A 23,489-nucleotide genomic window follows, 5' to 3' on the forward strand; every position below is an offset into this window, starting at 1 on the left:
CTGCCCCATTACAGAGCCGGAATATACGCGCATCGTACCGGTACAATCATGTGTTTATAAAATAAATGGTCTCTTGAAGCGGACAGCTTCGTCCATTTCAATTCCTCCGCTGGCATTACCCAGATCAGGTATAACGGTCGATAGTGGAATTCCTATCCTCTCAGCCCAAACCTTGAGCTCCCGCTTGATATGCAGTTGTCGGTACCATCTTAACCCAATTATGATAGATTTACAACGATAGAGTCTGGAGTGCTTCAAGCTGGGATGGTTGAGGGTCTGTATTGCTTCAAGCTACGGTGACTGAGAGACTCCGTGTTGCTGCCAAGCCAAGATAACCGGGAGTTCTATGCTGCTGCAAGCTAAGGTTACTGAGAGTCCAATGCTGCTGCAAGCCCGCCTTCAACTCTCTATCTGGCCATTTTCCCAGCTAGCTTCCCGCCTCTCTTCCCAGCCCTCTTCTATTGTATGTTTGGAAGAATAGAGGTATGCTTTTAAGCTGAATAAAAAGATAAAGGTGAATGACATGGGTGAATCCATTTACAATACACTTCCCGCGGGTGCGGCCCGCCGGAACATACCGGAAGCCCGGATCGCCGCCGAGCGGACCAGCCGTGACATCGTCGGTCCAGGTGAACCCGATGCGGCGTATTTCCGCACGCTTGAAGCAAGCGGTATTCTGCTGAATCCACCGCAAATTTCTGCTGTCCGGCACTTTCAAGGGCCGCTGCTTACGCTGGCCGGAGCCGGATCAGGCAAAACCTCCGTTCTTATCTGCCGGACGGGCTATTTGCTCTCGGTAAGAAGAGTCGACCCAAGGGAGATCCTGCTCCTGACCTTCTCCAGCAAGGCTGCGGCGGAGATGAGAGACCGTATCGCGGTTCTTCCGGGCATCCACCCCCACGATATCCGGCTGCTTCAGGCCAGAACCTTCCACTCCTTCTTCCTTCAATTGATCCGCAGACAGGGAAATGAACTGGAAATCTGGAACGAAATGCGCAGACAGCATATTTTATTAAAACAGATAATGCGGGAGATGGGACTGCAGGACGCCTATCAGCCGGAGACGTTGTTATCCGTCCTCTCCTCCTACAAAACGAGTCTAACCGACATTCAGGATATACCCGAAGACAGTGTCACCGAACGGGAGATCAAACGGATTCTCCTCCAATATGAACAGTGGAAGCTGGATCACGAGAAAATGGATTTCGATGATGTCCTGATCCTGGCTTATCGCATGCTCAAGAACAATCCCGCTCTGCTAAAGACGCTGCAGGACCGGTTCCGCTATATCATGGTAGATGAGTTCCAGGATACGAACCACCTTCAATATGAGCTGGTAAAAATGATCGCCGCCCCGCAGAACCATCTGATGGTGGTGGGAGACGACGACCAGACGATCTACTCCTTCAACGGGGCGCGCAGCGAGTATATTTTAAAATTTGAACAGACGTATCCTTCCGCCAAGGTAATTACCTTGGATATTAATTACCGCTCGGGAGCGCGGATCGTTGGTCTCGGCAATGAAGTAATCCGGCATAATAAACTGCGCCGCAGCAAAACTCTGCGAGCCGCCAAATCCGGCCCAGGCAGCCCGGTGTACACCCGCCCGCTGTCGAGTGACGAGGAAGCCCGCCATGCGCTCGACCGGATTGAACATGAGGTTCTCACTGGAAAACGGTCCTACGGCGACTACGCCATCCTCTACAGATCATCCAGCAACAATCGGGCTATCCTGGAGCAGTTGATGATCCGGGAGATCCCGTACATTGAATACGGGGATGGCCAGCTGCTCTATGAGAATGCCCTGGTTCTTCCGCTGGTGGACCATCTAAGGCTGGGGCTGAACCGCAGGGACTTTACAGCCATGGAAAGTGTGCTGCCCACGCTCTACATCAATCGGGAGCGCGGCATGTCCCATATTGTGCAGCAGGAATCCCAGCGGGCCAAGAAAGGGCCGCTTGTTCATCTGCTAACCCTATCCGGCTTGAAGGACTTTCAGCTCGCCAAAATCAAAGACAGGCTGCAGCTGATCCGAAGCTTGTCCTCCATGCGTCCTGCAGCTGCTATCGCCATGATGCGGGAGAAATTCTACAACGCCTATGTGGAAGCGGATGAGCGCAAGCTGCTGACCCAGCACAAGGAAATGATCAAGGAAATGCTGGACGAGCTGGAGGCTTCGGCAGAACGGTTCGACACGGTGGCAAGCTTCCTTGGCTTTATTAGCGATGTGATTCAGAAAAGCCGGGAGCGGAGCGCCGACAAATCCCAGGAGCAGGGCGACCGCGTGGCCCTGATGACCATTCATCGCTCCAAGGGACTCGAATTCCCGGTCGTTATGCTGATCGGAGCCATCGAAGGCAGTCTCCCGCACAGCTCGGCCATCGAGGCCGACCGGATGAACGATACCGCCTATCCTGAGGCGGGCGGAGCGGGCAAAAGCGCAGCAGCCCTTGAAGAGGAGCGGCGGCTCGCCTACGTCGCGATCACCCGTGCCAAGGAGGAGCTGATCATCAGCTCCCCCGCGAGGTACCGCGGCAAGAAAGCGGCCGTCTCCCGCTTTCTGCTCTCGGCCTTCGGTGGCGACGCAGCCGAAGGCGCCTTGGCGGCTGCGGGCGCATCGCGCTCCCGCAGCCGGGAGACTTCCCCGGGCGCTGCGCACGCCCGGGGAGCGGCCCCGAGTCCGCACAGCGCTCGGGGCACGGGCACGGCTGCGGGCACGGGGGCAGCCCGCAGCCGCAGCCAAGCGGCGGGGCAGACGCATACCGTCGCCGCCTGGCTGTGCCAAGGTCCAGGCTGTATCGCCTGGACCCGGGTGTCGGCGAGGGATGAGCACCTCGCCGCGAAGCCCTGCCCCCTGTGCGGGAAGCCCATGCACAGGGGCAAGAAGGGCGTGCCGGTGTAATTGTCCGGCACGTCCCGGTCTTGCGGGCAGCGGCAATCAGCACGCTGCCCAGGATGTCATGGTTCCGGGCGGGCGACACATCTGCGTACCGCTCAACCGGAACCGTTCACCGCTGCGTACCACGTGCCATCGCCCGAATCCGCCACGCTACGCACCACATGCCGCACCGCCCGGAGGATCGCTTCACTGCGCTCCTCGTGCCCTCTCCCGAGCAGCTGGCATGCGGCCAAGCTATCGCTGCGTGGCACAGCTTGCGCTCTACCCTGCCAAGCAGGAAGAACCACAACAAGCCCCATGATGCAGAATGCTCTCCCTTGCATCATGGGGCTTGTTCAATTACTGCAAACTCCCGACTCCTCACAACATGTCCGGAGGTTCCCTTACACAAAATCCCGCAAGACTTACTTTACTTGTATATTCCTGCTAACGCCTGTTAACTTCAATTTCGGCCAACTCTGCTAACTCTAATCTAATTTCCAAAGCTTCTAACTTTAATTTTCTGCTAACCTTCTTACTTAAATAGGCTCTGAACTAGCCGCCGCGCGCACTTAGACTCAGTCCAAGCTTGTTAGAACGTCCGTTTACTGCTCATATTTCTTCAGCACAATCACAGCATTATGACCACCGAATCCGAACGAATTCGATAACCCGATTTGGAGGGATGCGGCACGCGCCGTGTTCGGCACGAAATCCAGATCATAGCCCTCATCCGGCTGATCGAGGTTAATCGTGGGCGGGATAATACCTTCCCTCAGACTCTGAACAAGAGCAATCGCCTCTGCTCCCCCGGCGGCGCCGAACATGTGACCCAGCATGGATTTATTAGCCGTAACCGGAACCCTCAAAGCGCCTTCGCCAAGCAGCTTCTTAATCGCTACGGCCTCTGCCGCGTCCCCAACTTGAGTGCTTGTGGCATGTGCGCTGATCACGTCAATATCCTCTGTGGTGATTCCGGCCGAGCGAACCGCGCTCTTCATCGCCAGGTAGGCTCCGGTTCCCTCGGGGTGCGAAGCCACCATATGATACGCATCCGAACTGGCTCCATACCCGATGACTTCCCCGTAGATCTGCGCTCCCCTTCTGAGTGCATGGGACAGGGATTCCAATACCAGGATACCCGCGCCCTCACCCATGACAAAGCCGTCGCGGTCTTTGTCATAAGGCCGGCTGGCCTTCTCCGGCTCATCATTTCGCACAGAGAGAGATTTCGCGTTGCCAAATCCGGCTAATGCCAGCGGATTAACCGCAGCTTCCGTCCCTCCGGCAAAAATTATATCCGCCTCCCCGCATGCGATGACGCGGAAAGCCTCACCGATCGCCGTATTCCCAATTGAACAGGCAGTTACCGGTGACAGGGACGGGCCCATGGAGCCGAGCCGGATACTGATCATTGCAGCGGCCATATTGGAGATCATCATAGGTACCAGAGTCGGACTGACCCGTCCTGGCCCTCGCTCATTCAGCAGCTCCACATTGTTCACCAGCGTCTCGATGCCTCCAATGCCCGAGCCTACATACACGCCAAGGCGCTCCCGGTCGATCTCATCCAGCTTAAGGCCGGAATGCTCCAGCGCCTGCTCCGCAGCCGCGAGTCCCAGCTGGCTGAAGCGATCCATTTTTCTTGCCTCCTTACGTCCCCAGCGTCCTTCCGGATCCAACCCTCTGACCTGCCCTGCGATCTGTGTCTTATAGGCCGATACATCAAAGGAATCAATCCTGCTGATTCCAGACCGGCCTTCCTTAAGCCCAGACCAAAATGTGTTTAGATCATTGCCTAGCGGGGATAAAATCCCCATTCCTGTGATCACAACTCTTTCCATATATCCTCTCTCCTTTGCATTAACTTCTCATTACATCTGAACTAAGCCTACACATCTTTATCTTCCTGAAGGTAACTACTGTGATCTAGCAGCGTATAAATAAGCCGGTTAATTGCCGTAGTCACCTGATTTCCTGTATTCCTCCATAGCTCCCAGCTACTCCAGGCTGTTTATGGCGGTAGTCATCTGACTGCCCAGAACCTTGCACCGTGCCCTCAGGAAGACGTAGGCACAAGCTTCACAAAACCATCCCTAATAAAACACTGTCTTTTTAAGTGACTGGATTTAACGGACTAGTTGTGCAGCCTCATTTTTTGTTCAACCACTGTACAAGCCAGCCACTGGAGCAAGCCTGCCCGTCCAGCACGCGGAGTGAGCCCGTCTTACGGAGTACCGCGACTGGGAAAGTTCGTTCATGCTATTTATTTTATCCTTTAGTTATCCTATTACAAGTTTCTGTTTATCCTAGTATAATTAACACTACAATAACACCGAAAGGACGTCTGCCATGAAACCGGAAGCCCGTCTTGAAGCATTGTCCGAATTTCTCAAAGCTCAGCGCTCCAAAATCCACCCCCATACCGTAGGACTCCCGCCGGGCACACGGCGCAGAACTCCGGGCCTTAGAAGAGAAGAGGTAGCGGCTCTTGCCGGGGTCAGCACCACCTGGTACACCTGGCTGGAGCAGGGGCGCGACATCAAAGTTTCCCCGTCTGTGCTGGACGCCATTGCCGGTGCGCTGCAGCTCAATACTGATGAACGGAAATATTTATATGACCTTGCTTTAGAGTCAAGCATGCATACGAAGCCTGCGGATACCGGGGACAATCCGGCCATCAGCCCGTCCCTGTCCCGGATTCTTCAAGAGCTGCGGTACTGCCCCACCATCATCTCGGACCGCAGATGTCACATTGTGGGCTGGAATGCGGCGGCCGCTCATGTATTTCTGGATTTCAAGATGGTCCCCGAGCAGGAACGAAATATGATCAAGCTGCTCTTCACCAAAAAAGAGCTGCGGAGCCTTGCCGTGAACTGGGAGCATTTCGTGCGTGGATTTCTGGCCATCTTCCGGGCCTACTATGGCCAGTATGTTGCGGACCCATGGTACTCGGATTTTGTCCAGGATATGACCCAGAATTATCCGGACTTCCGGGATTTGTGGAATGAAAGCGCGGTGAGCACTGCTCCTGAAGTGCTGATTGAATTCCGCCACGCCAAGGTGGGCAAGATGCTGTTTGATCTAACCTCCCTTCAGGTCCAGGGTCATGCGGATCTCCGATGCAGTGTATATACTCCTGTCCAAAGCTCGAAGACGGAAGCCAAGCTGGCGCGGCTGATGGAGGGCACCAGCCGGGGCTGAACCGGAGGTTCCGGATTCAACATTTGGGCCGATCATCCTGATCATCGTCCTAATGATCCAAGATTACCAGGATGGCAGCATTAAACCTTAGGGGACTCCAACACGCGGCGAAGCAACATGTGCTTATTCTCAACGCACTAGACTTGAAACAGAAAGGGCGGACCCGTGTTCGGTGAAAATAAACTTTTAGACTGATCCATTAAAAGAAACAGCGGCGGACCAAGACTTGAAAAATAAAGTCTTAGACTGCCGCTGTTGTCATTTAACTAACGTATCCGGTAGCTTAACGAACTAATGAAAATGACACCCCAAAGTCATTACTCGATCAAGTAATACTCAATTACTCCTCCCAATTTAACCGGGAATACCGCCGCCTGTTTGGTCTCCCTCCCCTGCAAGATGTCAAAGAGGTGAAACGACAACTATATTTCCCTAGTCTTATATAGTAGAGTGCTTGATAATATGTAAATTAGCCCATGACCATGCGAAATTAAAAGGTTCTTATTTCCAAAATCACATGGTCATGGGCTGTGTATACACCATTGTATTTTTGCTCTTAATATATTGAGAACCGTTCAATATCAACAATAACGCCTATAAATTTACAAGGTCATAGATTACTCATATATTCCCAAGTCGATATTATTTTGATTTAACAACTTCAATAAATCGTTATTCAACCGCACAATTTCATTGTTAGCGCTACTCGCATAATCCGGCAGCATCATATCTTTAACCATTTTAGTCCGGAGCCATATCATAAAGAATAAATCCAAAATCAAATCAGGGAATTTAAGCATAATTTTGAGTGCAGATGGATTAATCGTAATGCCAGCTTTTTGGATTGCCTTTAAATACGTTTTTAAAGTGATTGTTATTTTATGTGCTGTTTTTCTGGTTTTAGCTGTTTTTTCATCAATGATCTTATTCTCAGAATGTAAAACACTAAGCATGGCAATGTCCGATACTGAATGTGTAATTAGGTAAGCTTTCATATCCTTATTAATTGCGTAGGGAAGTTTGGCTGTTTCAAATAATTTTGCGAGGTTTTCTGCACGTTCTGTCACTGAACCATTAATTTCTCCAAACACAGTGGCCACCAGAACCTTTGGTGGAAACCGGGCATACAAAACTCCATCTTTAATCTGTCCGCCGGCACCGGGGAAAGCTGGTAAAAGCCTATCTCCTACAATATCCAGCCACGAAGAGAATCCTATTGAATTGCTAATCATCGTAACAATATTGTGGCTTTGATTGCCTTTTAATGCTGACAACGCTGATTCGGATCGATCGTAACGAACGGTAACGAAAATATAATCATACACATCATCATTTTCAAGCGTATCAATGACATTTACTTTTACAGATTTAACCGCACCTTTTTCATAATATTGAAGGCCATTTTCTTTCAATGTTGTAAATCTATTAGAACTCGCAAACAGAGTGACGTCAATTCCTGCCTCAATGAATTTGATTGCATATGCGCTGCCTATAACACCTGCACCAAAAATTAGAACTCTATTTTGTTTTACGGACATAGAACCACCCCTATTGTTCACATTTCCTTATAATCATCAGACAACATGTTGTATAATGGGATCATAGGTCTTTAGTATTCCTTTATCAACCATCAGTTTTTTATTATTTGTCGGATGATATTCTTGTTCGAATAGGGGTATGAAATGAAAAAGCAGCCAGAAATAACGGAGAAAACAAAACAAATTTTTATAGATGTGTTTTGTGAGTTATATAGCCAAAAGCCGATTGAAAAAATCTCCATTCAAGAGATTGCGAACAAGTCAGGATATAACCGCAGTACATTTTATCAATACTTTTCTGATATTTACGAACTGTTAGACTTTGTTGAAACTAATTTATTGAACTACATAAAAGAAGAGTTGGCGAATAAAGAATTATCTATGCACACGGTCCAAAATGCGCTCCATTGTTTGGACAAAAGGGAATATCTCACGATTCTCACTGCCATCCTGGGCGATTATGGAAGCACCCGGTTTTTAAATCGCTTAAAAAGAGAAATCGCCCTGGATAGATTGGAATTAAATTTTCCGCAAAACCACACCATAACACCATACTTGGTTGAGTTTTACCTTTCAACATCCCTTTCTTTATTTCGTCTTTGGCTCCAGCGCCAAAAGGATTTATCGTCAGAGGAATTTTTCATGTTAGTGGACAACCTGTATACAAAGGGGATTACGCCCTATTCGAAATAAGGCAGCATTTTTTCGTAAGTATTGAACATACCATTCCCGCCCATGTAGGTATACCCGCAGCTCGGATAGAAGCGGTTCAAACTCTCATTGTGCGCTATACAGTCTAAACGTATTCTGTCTTTACCATCATAGGCGGCACCCGTCTCCACCCAGGCCAGGATACTTCGTCCGAGGCCTGTCCCAGCATAGCTTCGGTTAACCATTAACCGATGGAGGTAAATAGAGGTACCAGGATCTTTTTGGTGATCAGGATTATTATAATCATCGGCTGCCTCGGGACCCAGCTCCCACAATTCCCGGTCCCAAGCGCTTGGCTGCTGCTGAAGGAGCACCATTCCCGCCAGCTCCCCGTCTTCCCGGTTCCTGAACAGAATTACCTCTCCGCGGTCGATCGCAGCCGGAACATTGTGATCGTCATGGCCCTTTAGCAGCCCGCCCCACTGTGTGCTTCCCCGGCTATGAAGCCACCTTGCTGTAGCGAGCATTAGCCCCTGTACGGCTTCCGCGTCCCCTATTTCGGCAATGGAGGCCCTGATGTCAGAGTTTAGATCGGCTTGCATAATGCGAATAGTCATGACAGCACCTCGTCTGAATAAATTGGTGCACCTATATTAGCAAGATGACGAAGAGGACGTCAAATCTTGTTCAATCAACACTTGACACATTTTGGTTAATTTTGTATATTAAATGCAAACATATGTACTTACACGGAAGCACCGGTAAGATTAGGCGAATCGCCTTTCTTGCCGGTGCTTTTCTGTGTATTCAAATGTTTTTAGGAAGGAGCGTTATGGTTGTTAGCCGGTAGCCGGGTTAAGTAATATGTTATCTCCAACCTGCCGATCCAGCCCGCTAGTTCGCAATTTTTAGCGTTCCACAAATTTAAGGAGGATGATGATGTAATGAACATGAACAAGAAAATTGCCGCAGTGGTTCTAACGGCCGTACTCACGGCGGCTGCTCCAGCCGCAGCCCTTGGGGCATCTCTTCAGCTGACCGATACGGTAAAGACAACGGTTGAGAAGACCGCAGCTTCCGCAGATGCGGCCCTAAAGAGCCGGATAACATCGGCGTATACGGAGCTCGGCACCCTGCTTGCCCAAGAAACTGCACTTGATAACACAATTAAAGGCGTGCACTTTGCCAGTGAGCAGGCTCTGGTAGCCGTCCGCAAGGAGATCAAACTTATCGATGCCAACAAGGTTGCGGAGCTGACATCAAAGGTACAGATGACCAAGGACAAATACAAGCCGTTATTTGTGCTCTATAGCTCGGTCAGCGGCACGAAGAAGGCGGGAGAGTTGAAGATTGCTGTGCAGCTTGCCCGTGAAGATATTCGTCTGAAGGAGAAGCAGCTGAAAGCGGCTAAGGACGAGAAGGCCCGCAAGATTAAGGCGGTCCGCTCTACACTTTCCGCCATTACCGGTTTGAAGCTGCAGATTAAATCAGCTAAAGGCGCAGCGGATGTCCCTAAGAAGCGCCTGTCAGCGGAGTGGTCTGATTTCAAGCAGCTTGCAAAGAAAGGAGAGGCCAAGCGGGCTGCCGACTCCTTGGACAACCTTGTGTCGCTCACCCGGCGGATTCTAGAGCAGAAGAAGGGGATTCATGCCCTTGAGAACAAGATCAGCGGGATTATAGCCACAGCCAAGCAGCAAATTTCCGCCGCTAAATAAGCGGAATTTGACCTGCTAATACGATGAGACCGTCCCCCAAGCCATCCTAGATGGCGTTTAGGGACGGTCCCATTCTATGGCAAGCCGGGCCGGGTTACCAAACTCATTTGCACAGCTGAATGGTCCTGCGGCTGTGCCCCTCTCGGGTTCCCTGAATGTATATAGGCTGAGGCTGGAACCCACTCCTAAAGGCGATCGCTGCCGCTTTGTTGGGACCAACTCACGCTTGCCGGGTTTAGAACGGCTTCATGCCCAGAGTATCCATCTTCTCGCCTATAACATTCAGCCCCATTCTGGCCGTGATGTCCCGGTAATGGCCTGCCCGGCGCTTGATCGGACTACCGTCCACCTCACCCAGGTTCGCTTCAAGTCCGTTAAGCACCATGACACTTACTCCGAATCCTGGAGGGGTCAACCCCTTGGCAGTCTGCTCCTTGCCCGGTTTCCATTTGCCGACCATGACATCATGAGCTGACGGCTTCGGTGCTTGCGGGGTCAGCCAGAAGATTAGTGCAGTCATGAATCCGAGCTTGCCGTCCTCGGCAACCGATTCAGGGTTCTTCAACAGCACGTTTTTATCCCCGTAGATAATAGAGCTAATCAGACCATAATTGAAATTCCAGCTCATCATAATTGGACCGCGGCCATAATACCGTTTGCCCGCAACACCCGGATACAGCTTGGCACTTTCCGGGTCCACGAAGGCTGACATATTCGCCCCGGTTCTGCCGGCAATGTTCTGGTTCCAGAACAAGCCCCATCTCAGCTCGCCTCCCGGAGAATCGGCCGCGCCCCCGCCAGTCTCATGAGACAGATTCGCCAGCAGGGCAGCCAAATCCCGCTTGCGGTCCCGATCGCTGCCTTCCTGCAGAAATGAGCCGAAATCCACAATTTCGGTTATGACCTTCTTTTTCAAGTTTGCCGATTTATTATAATCATCGGTCCTTGCGACCAGAGTTTCCTTCTTAGTCTTCTTATCAAGACGGTAGATTTCCTGGACACCCGGACTTCCCTCGCGGTAGCTCACCTTGTATTTAATATTGGCCACCGCAGTAACCGCGCCGATCAAATTCTGATAGGCATAGTAGTCACCCTGGTTCGGATCGTTGTACTCTTTGCCTTCAGCAGCCTTGTGCCACTCGGCCGAGCCGAGCCTGTACGGGAAGAGCGCTTCATACTCTTTCTCGGGAAGGACCGCCTTGACTGCAACAACTGCGTTGTCCGGCAGGAACCTCGGATCAATCCCGTTCCACAGCTGTTTGATCTGCTTGTCATTCAGCACACGGCTCTGTCCAACCCCCATATCCCCCTTATTAAGGGTAGCGCTTTCAAATTTAGCTGCGGCAGCTGTCTTTGTGGAAGCAGCCGCTGCTGCAGCGGAATCAGGAGCCGCAAGGACTTCCAGCGGGGTTACCAACAAGGCCGCACCCAATGCAGCCGTTAAGGTGCGCCCTACAATTTTTTCTGAAAAAGGAAGCTTCCATTCCCTCATGCACATTCTCCTTTGGCCAAGTTAATGGTATGTATCAATCCATCTAAGGTGGACTATTCATGTATATCTAGGGATTCATCCATATATTCCATCTTCATTATAGGGATTAAAATTGGGATATTGTATGGTCGAGCACCCCACTACATAGGCTTAATTAAAGGACTCTCTAATTTATACTGGGAAAGTTGTGGCATATTACAAGCATTTGTCTTAATAGGGAGCATTTTCAAGAATACAAAAAAGCTGCCGGGATCTCCGAACAGCTTGCTTCTATTCAGATGACATTCACCTTTTGCTTGTGACGAAACTCGGTAGGCGTCTGTCCATATTTCCTGCGGAACACCTGGGTAAAGTGACGCATATCCTGATAACCGATGCGCTCTGCAATCTCTGCAAGACGGAGCTGCGGGTTGAGCAGAAGCTTCTTGGCCTGCTCCAGCCGAAGGGAAATGACGTAATCCTTATACCCTTGGCCTGTTTTCAGCTTGAACAACTGGCTGAAATAAGCCGGGTTGAGATACACCACAGAGGCCACCTTCTCCAAGGACAGCTCTTCACTGTAATGCTCCTTAATATACTCCAGGGCATCTTCGATCGACTTCTCCCCACTTCCCTTCACCGGCTGGGCAGATTGAGCTGCCGAAGCCTGCCTCATTTGCAGCACCAGCTCAGGGACCGCCTTGAAATCCTGAACAAGCGCGGACATTGCAATATGGAACGGCACCTTCAAATAATGAGTCAAATGCCCTTTAATCAGACTCTTAAAGTCATCCAGACGGTTCTCCTCATCCAAGGAGGCTAATCCCAGTAGGCAATCCCGATCATAGCTGATGACCAGCCCTCTGCCATGGGTGTCAATTAGCTCCGAAAGGACATTTTCCACAATAAAGTGCTCCAGCGCAGGATTCATCTCCGTCAGCTCAAGCTGTACCATGATCAGATTAAACTCTGGATACTCCTGGATAAACGGACGAATATCCAGATTCCCTGTGTCCAAGCCCGAAGCCAGTCTTCGGAAGACGCCTTCATGCAGAAGCTTCAGATTTCTGCGAAGCTTCTCCGCCTCACGGACCCGCTCGCTCTCCTGCCAAATCTCCTGCTTGAGACTCTCAATGAGCTCAATCAGACGCTTCTTGCCGATGGGCTTGAGCAGATAATCCCTTGCTCCCAGCCGGACCGCCTCCTGGGCGAAGGAGAACTCCGAATGTGCGGAGATCACCACCCATTTGACGAGCGGGTAACGGTGCTTGGATATTTTCATGAATTCAAGTCCATTCATGCCCGGCATCAGAATATCGGTCAGCACAATATCAATTCGCTGGCTTCCCATAATCTGTACAGCCTCCATCGTTGAAGCCGCGAGATGAACGTTATCCTCCGGACACATCTGCTCGATCGTCCGCTTAATCCCCTCCCGGATTGCGCGTTCGTCATCAGCGATCAGAATATTCATGCTCTTCTCCTCCTTGGCTCTGTGGCAGTGGGATGACAATGGTCACGGTAGTACCTTCTCCAGGCATACTGTAGATCCTTAGGCCGTACTCCTCCCCGAACATATGCTTCAGCCGCAAATGAAGATTCTGCAGCCCGATTCCTCCTGGCCCTTTCCCGGACGGGCGCCGCTCGTCCAGAGAAGCAATCAGCTTAGTTAACGCCATCTGCTCCATTCCACAGCCATTATCGGCAATCATAATGCCCAGATTCTTCCCATCCTGGCGGACCGTCACGCGGAGAATCCCCTGCCTGCTCCCCAGAGATTCGAGCCCATGCTTCACCGCATTCTCGATAACCGGTTGAAGGGTCATCTTCGGAATCCGGATGTTCATCCAGCGCTCATCCGCGTCCATCTCCACCTTCAGCCTGCCCTCCAGCCGGAACTGAATAATAGTCAAATAATGGCCGATTTGCTCGAATTCCTCCCGGAGCGTAACTTCAGCGCCCTCTTCCCAATGGCTGCTGTAACGGAACATATGGGAGAGGGACAAGACAATTTCGCCCAGCTCTTCATTGCCCTCCCCGTTCTCATCCAGCATCCAGTAGATCATATCCAGGGTGTTGTACAGAAAATGTGGATTCACCTGGGACTGCAGCGCGTGGATTTCCGCATTCTTCTCACTGACAGAAGAAATCTTCACCCTCTCGATCAGCTCCTCAATCCGTTTCACCATCCGGTTGAACGAAGCCACCAGGATGTTGATTTCCTGATAAGATGTAACATTCAGTTCCCCCCGGAAGTTCCCCATTTCCACCTGTTTCATTTCACGAATCAACCGCTTCAGAGGGGAAGAGAACGTTTTGGACACAATGGAAGCAATGAGAGCGGATACAATAATAAGAATGGAGACTACAATGAACAGATACCGCTTCATCTGCATCAGTTCGACATTTAAATCCTTATCCGGCGTGATGCTGACAACCGACCAATCCGTAAAAGGCAGCCGGGAGGCAATCAACAGATGCCCCTCATCCTGCTGCACCTTCACTTTGCTCTTGTCTCCGAGCTCAGGAATCTTCACCTCAGGAGCCTGCTGCGGAGTGATTGTAGTCGGCACCATCCTTCCGTCCTGGGAGACGACATACACATTCGTATGCTGTCCCAGCTTAAGATTATCCAGAGCCTCAAGGATCGGCTTCGGATTCGTCTCATACAGCACGATGCCGATCCGCTTGTGCTCGTCGAGGTCAAAAATCTGCCGGCCGAAGGCAAATACCGGCCGGCTCTCATTCTGATCGATCAGCGAGTGCGGGAAGACGCCAAGCCAGACCATTTTACCGGTGGATTCCTGAATTTGCTTATACCATGTCTGTTCCTTATAATTCGGGTCTACCACATTAATATAGTTGCCGTAGTTATATATCTTGCCTTTATCCGTAATTACGTGGATTCCCACCAGATCGTCCCGGGAATAAAAAATCGCCCCGATCATATTCGTAATCGACTGCTCTGTAATATATGCCATGGCCGGCTCCGTATAATTCTCATTCAGCTTGCGGACCATGTCGAAGTTGTTGCTCAGCGTTTTCGACAAACTGTCATACCCCTTATACAGCAAATCGAATAATCCGACGGTCTGTGACACGTTCTTCTGAGCCAGGTCACTGATTTTGTCATGGTACTGCTCGGTATTCCGGTTGTAATAGAGCAGGCTCACCACGAGCACAATGCCCGACATACAAAATAAAAACAGCAGGAACAACCTGTGGTTTATGGAATGAAAGCCTCTTCGCAAAGGATTATCCCCCTCCCCTCCAGATGTCCTGCTGCTTACCTTTCTCTATTATAGTAGGGCTGGGTGAACCCGGCAATTCAATAATTTTATCCTTTGACCGCCCCAGCGACCATTCCTTTCGTAATACGCTCGGATAGGACGAAGTAGATCAGGATAACCGGCAGTGCCCCCATGATCAAGAATGCCCCGATATTCCCGTAATTGACAGAATACTGGCTCACGAACGTGTATACCCCGAATGGAAGGGTCTTCAGCTTCTCGGAGGAAATGAACGTCGCCGCCATAATATACTCATTCCAAATCGTAATAAAGGTCAGAATACAGACCGTCATCATCGGCGGAATTGAAATCGGAATAATGATGCTGCGGAAAATCCGGTATACACTGGCCCCATCCACAAAAGCGGACTCCTCGATTTCATGCGGTATGCCTTTCATAAACCCGCTGAGAATGAACACCGCAATCGGGGTGGAGAAGGCTATATATGGCAGAATCAGAGATAAGTGCGTGTTCAGAATGCCCACATTTTTGAAAATAATCATCAGCGGCAGCAGTGTGGCCTGCAGCGGAATCATCAGACCCATCATAAAGACCAGCAGCACCGCGTTGCCATAACGCCAACGGAACCGTGAAATCGCATAGGCTACCATGGCGCTAAGCAGGATCACGAAGAACATGGTTACACCAGTGACAAATACGCTGTTGCCCAGGTATTTCAAATAACTCCCCTGCTCATAGGCCTCTGTGTAGTTATTCCACTGAAGCGCTTTGGGGAGAGCGAAAAAGCTCCCGTTCATAATCTCCTCGTTGGTCTTCAGCGAGTACAGGACCAGCCAGAACAGCGGATACAGCTGGGTGACCACCGGAATCGCGAAAAGAAGATACACGAGACCTTTTTTGACATATTTCATTTTCGTGCACTCCCTTTCTATCCGACTTTTTTCTCTATACGGCTGAAGATGAGGTTAATAACCAGGGTAAAGGTCAGACACACCAGCACCAGGAAGGTGGCAATTGCACTGCCATACCCGTATTTCATGGACAAGAACGAACTGTTGTACATATGGGTGGAGATAACGTCCGTAGCATGTGCCGGTCCGCCACCCGTCATGACTACAATCAGGTCAAACGCCTGCAAGGAGCCGATGAACGCGAGAACTACCGATATTTTCAGAATCGGAACGATTAGCGGCAGGGTGATATAGCGGTCTGCCTTGAAGCCATCGGCTCCGTCGATCTTGGCAGCTTCATAAATCTCACTTGGCAGGTTCTGAATTCCCGTAAATTGAATAAGCAGGTGGTAGCCGAAGTACTGCCATAAGGATACAAAATACAGACAGAACATCGCGATATTCGGCTCGGTGAGCCAGTTATGCGTCCAGCTCTCCAGCCCCAGAGAGACCAGAACCCCGTTCAGCATCCCGCCCATCGAGGTTGGGTTATAAATGGTCTTCCACAGCTGCCCGATAATCACGACCGATAGAATAACCGGAGTAAAATAAATAGATACGAGCGTATTCCCCCTGCGGACATAACGGTTCAGCAGAATGGCCATAAGCAGACAGAATGGAATTTCGATAATAGATGCGGCCGCGTAGAGCAGAGTCCGCCGGACCGACGGCCAGAAGACCGGGTCATTGTAGAACATGTTGACAAAGTTCTTGAAGCCGACAAACTTCGCGTCTGCGATGCCATCCCAGCTTAGGAGCCCCGTGTAGAACGAGACCAGAATTGGCACAAATACAATACACACGTAAAGAAGCAGGCAAGGCAGCACGAAGACGGCTATAGTACGTCCGGGCACTTTTAACACATTCACGATTTTCGCCCCCTTTGGTGTAAAAATAATGCGAAGAAGCGCGGGGCCTCTTCGCATCGCTTAGGGATAATCCCTCTTATTTGTTCGCTTCGAATGCGGCCTGGTGCTCCTGTGCCACTTGGGCGGAGTCGGCCTTTTGCACGAACAGATTCTGGATGCTGCTCAAGTGAACCTGGGCGGTTGCCGGGTTCATCGTGTTATCAAAGGCCAGATCGCCGCCTTTGATGTTGTTGAAGAGGGAAGCCACTTCAATAGCAAGTTCGGAATAACCAGCGGCTTTAAGGTCGCCGTCCACCTTTTGACCAAGTCCTACGGCATTCTTAAGTTCAAACTGTTTCTTAGGCAGGTTAAGCGCGAAATAGTTGAGGAAGTCCTTGGTCTCCTGCAAATGCTCGCTGTTGGCTGACACGGCAAACGCACTGCCTGGAGCCAGCATGAACTCGTTCAGATTACCCTTGCCATCCACGGTAGGGAACTGGAATGCGCCCACTTTACCAGCTACGGAAGAAGCATCAATGGCACCGGTCTCCCAAGTTCCGATCACCCACATTGCAGCCTTACCGGACTTAAAGATATTACCGCCTGCGTTGGCGTCAATTGAAGTTGCTCCATCTGGGAATGCTCCGGCCTGGACAAGATCTTGGAAGCGGTCCACCGCAAGCTTAAACGCCGGATCGTCAAATTTCTTCTTACCGTCAACTACATCTTTCAGGAATCCAGGTCCGCCGTTCGTGCGAAGCAGGATGTTCATGAACAGGAATGAACCCGTCCAGGAGTCTTTTTCTCCAATCGCAATCGGTGTGATTCCTTTAGCTTTGAGTGCTTTAACATCAGCCAACATTTCGTCAAATGTGGTTGGTACTTTGTCGATTCCCGCTTGCTTGAACAATTCTTTATTGTAGTACACAACCTCGATGTTATTTCCATCCGGCAGGGCGTACACATTGCCGTCAAAGCTGTAGTAATCCAGCAGTCCGGGTTGATAGGTATCCTTCAGCCCATTCTTGTCGATCACATCATTTAACGGAGCGAGCAGCTTCGCGTCCACGAACGGCTTCATCTGTGCCGCCGGATTCACGATGGTAATATCCGGAACTTCCTTGGATGCCGCCTGTGTCTTCAGCTTCATCTTCTGCTGGTCCGTATTTAGCGTATCCAGCTCGATTTTCACGTTCGGGTTAGCTTTCTGATATTCTTCTACGATAGCATGCGTCATTTTATAAGATGGGGTCGACGGGTCTGGTTGAATATTTTGGAAAGTGATAGTGACTTTCTTGTCGCTTGGTTTGTCTCCTCCTGAAGAGCCAGTCGTGTTGTCAGTACCAGATTCAGTTTTGGTTCCGCCTCCACATGCGGCCAGGCTCAAGGTGAGTGCCCCCGCGAGAATCATGGAAAGCGTTCTTTTTAACGGCTTTTGTACCATTTTTTAGCCCCCTGTTTTTTTGAAGTATAAGCTAATTATTAGGGATTAGAGCGCTTCCAACAAGCTGTGAATTTAAGGAGTAAGGTTTGTTTTTTTTAGATTTGTGAGGGAGTGCCTGGGAAGGTTCTTCCGGGAGCCGCTCCGGGGCGGATTGTCCTTCCGATCGCTGTTATTCCCGGATTTTCGTGAATTAGATAGATTATTACAATCCGGGAATAAAGGCAAACGCTCCGCTTCTCCAGGACCAATTCCGCTCCTCTGCTGCTGCGGGCTAGCTGACCCCTTTGGTGCAGACTAAAAAAATAAAACCTGGGGGGCTGTAAGGGGGGGACAAGCTGAGGTAGGTTCAGATTCCTTAACGATAGACTGAAACCTTAAGATTATAAACTGAAAGCTAACCACGGTCTTGAGGATGTATATATTTCGGGTCCAAATCGCTACCATCGCACAGTCTAATGACCTTGTGAGCATGTATGTGCAATTTGGCCTCTAACTGATCCCGGCGGTTATCCTCAAAGTCACGTGTCCATACATACATCATTTTGAGCATCTTCAAATCCGGCTTATAGTGACATTCCTCAATCCCAAGATTCTGTTTAAGGAATCTTATCAAAATTCTAATTCTGCGCTTCCACAGAGGAGGATCAAGAAAAATAATGGTGTCTGCCATTTCATATAAACATTGATAAGATTTGCGATCCGTGCCTTCGAATATCCAAGCTCCACGTTGATCAATTTCCTGAATAACCTCAACCTGCTGTTCTGGTGTACGTTTGAAACGCTCTGTCACTGACTGGTAGTGAACAATACAATCCAGCTCAAACCACGGAATCTTCAGTTCTTCCGATAATCGCTTGGCTAAGGTTGTTTTGCCGCTGGCAACAATCCCAACGATATAAATTTTCTTCATATGTCCTCCTTACTGAGCATGCTGGAGAATTCGGCAGATCAACCAAACAAAGGCCCGATTTCTTCACGAAACCGGGCCTTTGTTTGGTTGTCTATGCTTATTCATTTGTTGCTTTGAACTCTGCTGCGGTGCAGCTATATAAGATGAACTTTAGAATCAACTGATCTCAGCTTCGATCCCGAGTGATTCTGAAGAAGCGAAGCGTCCACCTTTGTCTCCGAAATGCCCTTACTTGGATATCTAGTTCAAGCATTTTGGAGACAACAGTGGTCGTAAAAACACTCGGCATCGCAGCACTCCCAAAAGGGTAACCTTCATAAGTTCATTTTATATAGGTGTTTTTAGAAATCCCGGCTTTTCTTCTTCGGGGACAGCATCAGGAAAGCTCCCGCAAGCACCAGCACAAAGGCCATCAGCGGTTGTCCCAATACCGTATGATTCAGCATGGAGCCAATCGAGAATACGGCAAAGAACAAGATTGAAATAACTGTCAGGATGTTAATCGGAATGAGCAGCCACTTGTTCCGGCCACCGAACCAGTAAAGCTCGAACAATCCAACGGCTGGAGCAAGGATAAAGCCCGGCCACATGGTTCCCCAGCTGTCAAACAAGGTAGCGATCTGACATACAAGCCCTACGGTGAACAGAATACCACCCGGGACAAGCAGACCAACACCCTTGCGTCCGGTCATGGTGAAATACAGCCAATGCATCAGCAGGCCTAACGGAATGATAAATAAGGTTGGCCAGAAATACTCAAAGATAGTTCCCGGCCCCATCGAACCTGACTTATTCAGGAACAAATAAGCTCCCAGAAGGATAAATACAGGTCCAAAAATCGTCTTGGTATTCATACGTTCACTCCTCGATCATTTAATCTCTATTGTCAAGGATAGCACGGCTGGAATTTTTTAACCTCCATCTAAAGGGAAGATTCATCCTGGACCAAGGTCTAGGATAACTTAAGTTACCGGTTCCGGTACTTAAGTTACGCTTGAGATATTCCTGCAGCTGACCGAACTAGAGCCAAAAAGGTTATCCCGGGAAGCAAGCCTAGGATAACCTTTTTGTAAAGTGACTCCGTGTTTTATTGATTAGGAACCGTGATGCTGCCAGATGGGGCAGATAACGCATTTACCTTGGTGTTCTTGTCGATTGCTTTGGAGAGCACATACACCTTGTAGGTGCCTCCCTTCACACCCGCAACGTTCAAAGTTCCTGTTGTCCCGTTCACATCCTTCGCTTGCGTAACAGCTTTGTCTTCCACATTAGACGCGGTGACCTCGATGTCGCTCGCGACAAGCGCAATCGTGTAGCTCGCAATGTTGGCATCTTTTGGATCTGCATAACTTACATCCAGCTCATTTGCATTCTTATATACTGCGGTCACTTTGGTGACTGCCGCCACCGGCTGCGCCGTAGGCTGGTCCTGCACCGTGAATTCCGCCGACGGCTCGGACAGAGCGTTAGGAATATCTGAGGAGTTGGACACGGCCAGCACATAAACTCTATATTTTCCAGCCGAGATTGGGCTGCCTTGAGTGCTATTGGATGTCAGCGGGATCCTCAATTCTCCATCACTGTTCTTGGTGAAGTACACGTTATTATTAGCCTCATTCAAATTGAAACCAGATGATGAAGGAACCACAAACACACGGTACTCTTTAACAATAGACGGTGTCGCGGATGGTCCGAAGCGGACAAGAACCCCTGCTGCCTTGCCGGTACCGTCCAGGTACATCTCGCCAGTCACTCCTGTCGCTGGAGCAACCCTGGAGTTATCGGCCAAAGTAATTGGGGCTGATCCCGGGGACAGCGCGCTGGCTCCTGACCCCACGGACAGGACAAACACACGGTACTTCATCCCGTTACGGATGGTATTGCCATCTGTATCCTTGGTACCGGAAGTCAGATCCTTGGTCACGGCTCCCCCCGTTTTGGCCACGGAAGTATAATAACTGCTTGCAACCGCTTCGGATTTCGTAAAATTACCGGCATATTGATCTTTGACTACATAAATCCGGTATTCTGAAATGCCGCTCTCATCGGCTGCTCTATCGAAGGTTACTCTCAGGTCGCGTCCGTCACCGTTATCCTTGATATCGGCTGCGGATACGTTCGATACTGCTCCTACACTGCCCGTGTTGGTCAGAGTAATAACAGATGAGGCCGCCGACAGGGCGTTGCTTCCCGAGTAATATCCACCACCCACGGACAGGACGAAGATCCGGTAAGCTACCCCATTCTGAATGAGATTCCCGTTTGTGTCCCGTGTGCTTGCGCTGAGAACCTGACTAAGATTATAACCCGTCTTGCTGACCACGTTATAATAGCTGTTCGCCACCGCATCCGACAGCCGGAAGCTGCCCGCATAGGCGTTATTCACCACATAGACACGGTAATGGGCGATCGTGGACTCATCACTGACCCGGTTGAACGTCACCTTCAGATCAGAGCCATTGTTGTTGTTGCCTACATCACTAGCGCTCACACCAGTCACCGCGCTTACGTTGTTCTTGTCAGATAGCGTAATTGCCGGAGAATAACTGGACAGCGCATTGGTGCCGGAATAACTGCCGCTTCCCACCGATAGGACAAACACACGGTAGCTTATTCCGTTGCGAATCGCGTAACCGTCAACATCCCGTGCATCGCTTGGGAGCACCTGATTGATGTTGTAGCCGGTTTTGCTAACATAGGTATAGTTGGCACTGGATACCCGGTTCGCATCGTACAAATCGAAGTTCCCGGCGTTATTGTTTCTGACCACAAGAATACGATAATGGCTGATATTGGACTCATTGCTCGCCCGGGTGAAAGCTACTCTTAAATCCCGGCCATCGTTATAATCATTAACATCATCCACACTGACATTGGTAACCGCATTGATGTTAGAGTTATTCCAGAGCGTCAGGGCAGAAGACACGGAAGAAATCGTATTCGAATAACCGTTAGCTCCCACGGCTACCACGAAGAAGCGGTAGGTCGTCCCGGTCGTAATAAGGTAGCCATTCACATCTCTGGAACCCGAGTTCAGTGTCTGGCTGATGTTGTAGCCGTTCTTGCTTATAGATGTGTAATTGCTGCTGGACAAAGCGTCCGCAGAAGACAACGTGAAACTTGAGGCGTTCTGATCCCGGACTGCATAGACCCGGTAACCGCTAATGCGGGATTCATCCGACACCTTGTTGAAGCTGATCTTCACATCACGGCCATCGCCGTAGTCACTAACATCATTTACAGCTGTGATGTATGGCACGGTTACCGTACCGCTGCCCAGCGTAATTGCAGACGATCCTGCAGACAACTGGCTTGGCGATACACTTGTATTGCTGCTTACTGCAAGCACATAAATCGTGTAAGATACCCCATTCCGGATCAGTTCCCCGGAGGTGTCTCTGGCCGATGAGCTCAGAGTCGTTGTCAGCGTGGAAGCACCTGTTTTGTTCACTGTTGTATAGTTCGAGGAAGACATTCCGTTGGCAGTAGACAGGTTGAAGCTGCCCGCATTCTGGGTCTTGACCACAAATACGCGGTAATTTGCAATATTAGATTCATTTTGTGCCTTCGTAAAGCTCACCGTTAAATCACGGCCGTCGCCATAATCAGCGGTGTCCGTACCTTTGACACCCGAAGCAGAAGTACCTGCTCCCAGAGTCACAGCCGGAGACGCATTTGACAAGGCGAATTGGCCCTGCTTCCCGGCAGCCAAAACATAGACATTATACGACACTCCTGAGCGAAGCAGCTCCCCGTCCGTATCCCTTGTCTGTGCGGTCAAGTTCACCGACCGGTCCGAGCCCTGAATTCCTACGAAGGCGTAGTTGGATGAGGATACCTGCTTTGCAGCGGTCTCATCGAACCAGCGTGCCTTGTCAGACTTCACCACGAGGACACGGTAGTGGCTTACCAGCGACTCATTTGAAGGCTTCGAGAAGCTTACATTGAGATCCCGGCCGTCGCCATACTGGCTGACAATCTGAGGTGTTACATAGGTCACCGGACTAATCGTAGATGGGTCATCTACCGGAGGCTGATCCCCGTTCGTAATGTATACGCTGCGCGCGGAGCTCTTCCAATCCACCTTGGCGCCCAGAGCCGTGCTGACAAATCTGACCGGAACCAGAGTGCGGCCTTTGACCGTTTGAGCCGGGACATCCAGTGTCACCTTCTTGTTATTGATCGTTGCTGTCTTTGAGCCGATTTTCAATGTGACTGTGGTGTTGCCCTTCTCAGCTCTAACAACTCCCGTCTTACTGTTCCAATCTACTGAAGCGTCAAGCGCTTCAAAAATAGCCCTCAGTGGAAGCAGCACTCGCCCCTGCTTCTCAATCGGAGCCTGGTCTGTGGACAGCCTGATTCCATCCATATAAATACGGATTGGTGAGGCTGCACCTTGGGCCTGCGTCTGCCATGCAAATGAAGAAAGCATAGCCATGATTGACAGCAGGGAAATCATTTTTTTCATAATATCCTCCTCTATCCACCTTAGTATAGAATTAGCTCCATAAGCGTCCTCCCCAGCCAGCCAAAAAGACAAAAACTAGCCAGGAAATCAGCCTAGGAAGACACTCTACGCTGTATAGATTTTCCTGTTCGAATATATTGGACGCAGATGGTGTGGGAAAA

17 protein-coding genes and 1 riboswitch are annotated in these 23,489 nt (G+C 50.1%); of the genes, 4 read left to right on the forward strand and 13 right to left on the reverse strand.

Features of this window, described 5'->3' with window-relative positions:
* Nucleotides 1-84: 84 nt before the first annotated feature.
* Nucleotides 85-194: riboswitch (TPP riboswitch) on the reverse strand.
* Nucleotides 195-523: 329 nt separating this feature from the next.
* Nucleotides 524-2,902: a UvrD-helicase domain-containing protein gene (locus KJS63_RS22575; RefSeq protein WP_213621180.1), complete on the forward strand. Its 2,379-nt coding sequence runs from the start codon at nt 524-526 to the stop codon at nt 2,900-2,902.
* Between the two features lie 92 nt (nt 2,903-2,994).
* Here the strand turns inward: KJS63_RS22575 and KJS63_RS22580 are convergent, their stop codons facing one another.
* Nucleotides 2,995-3,225, reverse strand: coding sequence for a hypothetical protein (locus tag KJS63_RS22580; RefSeq protein WP_213621181.1), 231 nt, complete (start codon nt 3,223-3,225; stop codon nt 2,995-2,997).
* A gap of 258 nt (nt 3,226-3,483) precedes the next feature.
* The gene (gene fabF, locus KJS63_RS22585) at nt 3,484-4,722 is read right to left on the reverse strand and encodes a beta-ketoacyl-ACP synthase II (protein ID WP_213621182.1); all 1,239 of its coding nucleotides are present in this window, start codon (nt 4,720-4,722) and stop codon (nt 3,484-3,486) included.
* Between the two features lie 508 nt (nt 4,723-5,230).
* Between fabF and KJS63_RS22590 the strand changes: the two genes are divergently transcribed.
* Nucleotides 5,231-6,082: a helix-turn-helix transcriptional regulator gene (locus KJS63_RS22590; RefSeq protein ID WP_213621183.1), complete on the forward strand. Its 852-nt coding sequence runs from the start codon at nt 5,231-5,233 to the stop codon at nt 6,080-6,082.
* 617 nt (nt 6,083-6,699) lie between these two features.
* On the opposite strand, the gene KJS63_RS22595 is transcribed toward KJS63_RS22590, so the two are convergent.
* Nucleotides 6,700-7,620 (reverse strand): ketopantoate reductase family protein, encoded by a 921-nt coding sequence (locus KJS63_RS22595; RefSeq protein WP_213621184.1) that lies wholly within the window; start codon nt 7,618-7,620, stop codon nt 6,700-6,702.
* Between the two features lie 144 nt (nt 7,621-7,764).
* Between KJS63_RS22595 and KJS63_RS22600 the strand changes: the two genes are divergently transcribed.
* On the forward strand, nt 7,765-8,313 hold the full coding sequence (locus KJS63_RS22600; RefSeq protein ID WP_213621185.1) for a TetR/AcrR family transcriptional regulator: 549 nt from the start codon (nt 7,765-7,767) through the stop codon (nt 8,311-8,313).
* Here KJS63_RS22600 and KJS63_RS22605 read toward each other — a convergent pair.
* Entirely contained in the window at nt 8,301-8,888 is a 588-nt protein-coding gene (locus KJS63_RS22605) for a GNAT family N-acetyltransferase (RefSeq protein ID WP_244862739.1), read from the reverse strand. The two genes, KJS63_RS22600 and KJS63_RS22605, sit on opposite strands and share 13 nt — an antisense overlap.
* A 327-nt stretch (nt 8,889-9,215) precedes the next feature.
* On the opposite strand from KJS63_RS22605, the gene KJS63_RS22610 reads away from it, so the two are divergent.
* Nucleotides 9,216-9,986 (forward strand): hypothetical protein, encoded by a 771-nt coding sequence (locus KJS63_RS22610; RefSeq protein ID WP_213621186.1) that lies wholly within the window; start codon nt 9,216-9,218, stop codon nt 9,984-9,986.
* A gap of 235 nt (nt 9,987-10,221) precedes the next feature.
* Here the strand turns inward: KJS63_RS22610 and KJS63_RS22615 are convergent, their stop codons facing one another.
* The 9 genes from KJS63_RS22615 to KJS63_RS22655 form a co-directional block, all read right to left on the reverse strand.
* Nucleotides 10,222-11,478 (reverse strand): chitinase, encoded by a 1,257-nt coding sequence (locus KJS63_RS22615; RefSeq protein WP_213621187.1) that lies wholly within the window; start codon nt 11,476-11,478, stop codon nt 10,222-10,224.
* 274 nt (nt 11,479-11,752) lie between these two features.
* Nucleotides 11,753-12,931 carry a response regulator gene (locus KJS63_RS22620; RefSeq protein ID WP_213621188.1) on the reverse strand — a complete coding sequence of 393 codons (1,179 nt, stop codon included), beginning with the start codon at nt 12,929-12,931 and terminating at the stop codon, nt 11,753-11,755.
* Nucleotides 12,912-14,708, reverse strand: coding sequence for a cache domain-containing sensor histidine kinase (locus KJS63_RS22625; protein ID WP_213621189.1), 1,797 nt, complete (start codon nt 14,706-14,708; stop codon nt 12,912-12,914). Before KJS63_RS22625 ends, KJS63_RS22620 begins: the two co-directional genes overlap by 20 nt.
* 86 nt (nt 14,709-14,794) lie before the next feature.
* On the reverse strand, nt 14,795-15,619 hold the full coding sequence (locus KJS63_RS22630; RefSeq protein ID WP_068613428.1) for a carbohydrate ABC transporter permease: 825 nt from the start codon (nt 15,617-15,619) through the stop codon (nt 14,795-14,797).
* 17 nt (nt 15,620-15,636) lie between these two features.
* Nucleotides 15,637-16,527 (reverse strand): carbohydrate ABC transporter permease, encoded by an 891-nt coding sequence (locus tag KJS63_RS22635; RefSeq protein WP_068613427.1) that lies wholly within the window; start codon nt 16,525-16,527, stop codon nt 15,637-15,639.
* 76 nt (nt 16,528-16,603) lie between these two features.
* Nucleotides 16,604-17,950 (reverse strand): sugar ABC transporter substrate-binding protein, encoded by a 1,347-nt coding sequence (locus KJS63_RS22640; protein WP_213621190.1) that lies wholly within the window; start codon nt 17,948-17,950, stop codon nt 16,604-16,606.
* A gap of 394 nt (nt 17,951-18,344) precedes the next feature.
* Nucleotides 18,345-18,860 (reverse strand): P-loop NTPase family protein, encoded by a 516-nt coding sequence (locus KJS63_RS22645; RefSeq protein WP_213621191.1) that lies wholly within the window; start codon nt 18,858-18,860, stop codon nt 18,345-18,347.
* Nucleotides 18,861-19,201: 341 nt separating this feature from the next.
* A complete protein-coding gene (locus tag KJS63_RS22650) occupies nt 19,202-19,714 on the reverse strand; it encodes a hypothetical protein (RefSeq protein WP_068613420.1) in 513 nt (170 codons plus the stop codon).
* Nucleotides 19,715-19,947: 233 nt separating this feature from the next.
* Nucleotides 19,948-23,328 carry a copper amine oxidase N-terminal domain-containing protein gene (locus KJS63_RS22655; protein WP_244862740.1) on the reverse strand — a complete coding sequence of 1,127 codons (3,381 nt, stop codon included), beginning with the start codon at nt 23,326-23,328 and terminating at the stop codon, nt 19,948-19,950.
* Between the last annotated feature and the right edge of the window lie 161 nt (nt 23,329-23,489).

This window comes from Paenibacillus sp. J22TS3 (assembly GCF_018403205.1).
Taxonomy (GTDB): Bacteria; Bacillota; Bacilli; order Paenibacillales; family Paenibacillaceae; genus Fontibacillus; species Fontibacillus tuaregi.